Here is a 2,686-nt window from a genome sequence, read left to right on the forward strand (position 1 = left end):
CGCCCTGGCACGTCCAGGGCGCGCCGGCTCCCGCCGCCCGTCCGACAACAGGAGGAAGGCAGTACACGCACTGTCCGTCCTCGACCGGGAAACGACACCATGAGACGCGGAAAGCTTCGGATCTACCTCGGCGCGGCGCCGGGGGTCGGCAAGACGTACGCGATGCTCTCGGAGGCACACCGCCGGGTCGAGCGCGGCACGGACTGCGTCGTCGCCTTCGTCGAGCACCACCACCGTCCCCGTACGGAGGTCATGCTCCACGGGCTGGAGACGATCGAGCGCCGGGAGATCGCGTACCGCGGCACCACCTTCACGGAGATGGACGTGGACGCCGTGCTGGCCCGGCGGCCCGCCGTCGCGCTCGTCGACGAACTGCCGCACACCAATGTGCCGGGGTCGCGCAACTCCAAGCGCTGGCAGGACGTCGAGGAGCTGCTCGCGGCCGGGATCGACGTCGTGTCCACGGTCAACATCCAGCATCTGGAGTCGCTGGGGGACGTGGTCGAGTCCATCACCGGCGTACGGCAGCAGGAGACCGTCCCCGACGAGGTCGTGCGCCGCGCCGACCAGATCGAACTGGTCGACATGTCGCCCCAGGCCCTGCGGCGCCGTATGGCCCACGGCAACATCTACACGCCGGAGAAGGTCGACGCCGCACTGTCCAACTACTTCCGGCCCGGCAACCTCACGGCCCTGCGGGAGCTGGCGCTGCTGTGGACCGCCGACCGGGTCGACGAGTACCTCCAGGAGTACCGGACCGAGCATCGCGTCTCGAAGATCTGGGGCTCCCGCGAGCGGATCGTCGTCGGACTCACCGGCGGCCCGGAGGGCCGGACCCTCGTCCGGCGCGCCGTCCGGCTGGCGGAGAAGGGCGCGGGCGGCGAGGTGCTTGCCGTCCACATCGCCCGCGGCGACGGCCTGACCTCCGCCTCACCGAAGGAACTCGCCCTCCAAAGGATCCTCGTCGAGGAGCTCGGCGGCACCTTCCACCACGTCGTCGGCGACGACATCTCCTCCGGGCTGCTCGCGTTCGCACGAGGGGTGAACGCCACGCAGATCGTGCTCGGCGTAAGCCGTCGCCGGCCGTGGCAGTACGCCTTCGGCCCCGGCGTCAGCGCCACCGTCGCCCAGGAGTCCGGCCCCGACCTCGACGTCCACATCGTCACGCACGACGAGGCGGCCAAGGGCCGGGGACTGCCCGCCGCCGCACGCACGGCCAGGCTCGGCCGCTCCCGGACCGTCCGGGGCTGGATCGTCGGTCTCCTGGGGCCCGTCCTGCTCACCCTGCTGCTGGCCACCGCCGCCCCCGACGTGGGCCTGGCCAACGACGTCCTGCTGTATCTCACCCTCACCGTCGCCGCGGCGCTGATCGGCGGGCTGCGCCCGGCCCTGGCCTCCGCGGCGGTGGGATCGCTGCTGCTCAACTGGTTCTTCACCCCGCCGGTCCACCGCCTCACGATCGCCGACCCGCACAACATCGTCGCCCTGGTGATCTTCTTCGGGGTGGCGGTGTCCGTCGCTTCCGTGGTGGACCTGGCGGCGCGCCGCACTCACCAGGCCGCGCGTCTGCGGGCCGAGGCGGAGACGCTCTCCTTCCTGGCCGGGAGCGTGCTGCGCGGCGAGACGAGCCTGGAGTCCCTGCTCGAACGGGTCAGGGAGACCTTCCTCATGGAGTCCGTGGCCCTGCTGGAACGCCACGACGAGGCGGAGCCGTGGTCCTGCGTCGCCCGGGTCGGCCCGCCCCGGGCCGACCGGCCCGACGACGCGGACGTCGACATGCCCGTCGGCGACCACCTGGCCCTCGCCCTGTTCGGCCGGGTGCTCCCCGCCGAGGACCGGCGCGTGCTCGGCGCCTTCGCGGCCCAGGCCGCGGTCGTACTGGACCGCCAGCGGCTCGTCGGCGAGGCCGAGGAGGCCCGCAGGCTGGCCGAGGGCAACAAGATCCGTACGTCGCTCCTCGCGGCCGTCAGCCACGACCTGCGTACCCCGCTCGCCGCCATCAAGGCGGCCGTCTCCTCCCTGCGTTCGGACGACGTGGAGTGGTCCGAGGACGACCGCGCCGAGCTACTCGAAGGCATCGAGGACGGCGCCGACCGGCTCGACCACCTCGTCGGCAACCTGCTGGACGTCTCCCGCCTGGAGACCGGCACCGTGACCGCCGTCATCCGGGAGACGGACCTCGACGAGGTCGTGCCCATCGCCCTCATCGGCATACCGGAGGACCGCGTCGACCTGGACATCCCCGAGACCCTGCCGATGGTCGCCGTCGACCGCGGGCTCCTCGAACGGTCCGTCGCCAACATCGTCGAGAACGCCGTCAAGCACAGCGCGGCCGGCCAGCGCGTCCTGGTGGCGGCCAGCGCGATGGCCGACCGCGTCGAACTGCGCGTGGTGGACCGCGGCCCCGGCGTCCCCGACGAGGCGAAGGACCGGATCTTCGGCGCCTTCCAGCGGTACGGTGACGCCCCGAGCGGCGCGGGGGTCGGCCTCGGCCTCGCCGTCGCACGCGGCTTCGTCGAGGCCATGGGCGGCACGGTGACCGCCGAGGACACCCCCGGCGGAGGCCTGACCATGGTCCTCGGCCTGCGGATGGCCGACGGCCTGCCGCCGTCCCGCACGGATCTCTCCGCGGAAGGGACGACCTGAGACACGTCAGAGCCGGCCGGCGCCCCGGGAGGAGGCGCCG

At 72.8% G+C, this 2,686-nt stretch carries 1 protein-coding gene; it reads left to right on the plus strand.

Annotation, left to right across the window (positions count from 1 at the left end; all coding sequences use genetic code 11):
• The first annotated feature begins 99 nt into the window (after positions 1-99).
• The gene (locus M5362_RS00985) at positions 100-2,646 is read left to right on the plus strand and encodes a sensor histidine kinase KdpD (RefSeq protein ID WP_260225278.1); all 2,547 of its coding nucleotides are present in this window, start codon (positions 100-102) and stop codon (positions 2,644-2,646) included.
• Positions 2,647-2,686 lie beyond the last annotated feature (40 nt).

The sequence above is a fragment of the Streptomyces sp. Je 1-79 genome (assembly GCF_025195125.1).
In the GTDB taxonomy this organism is placed as follows: Bacteria; Actinomycetota; Actinomycetes; order Streptomycetales; family Streptomycetaceae; genus Streptomyces.

What these genes read in the sequence shown, in the direction of transcription:
- M5362_RS00985 (WP_260225278.1), top strand. Translation starts at nt 100, where the DNA reads ATGAGACGCGGAAAGCTTCGGATCTACCTCGGCGCGGCGCCGGGGGTC.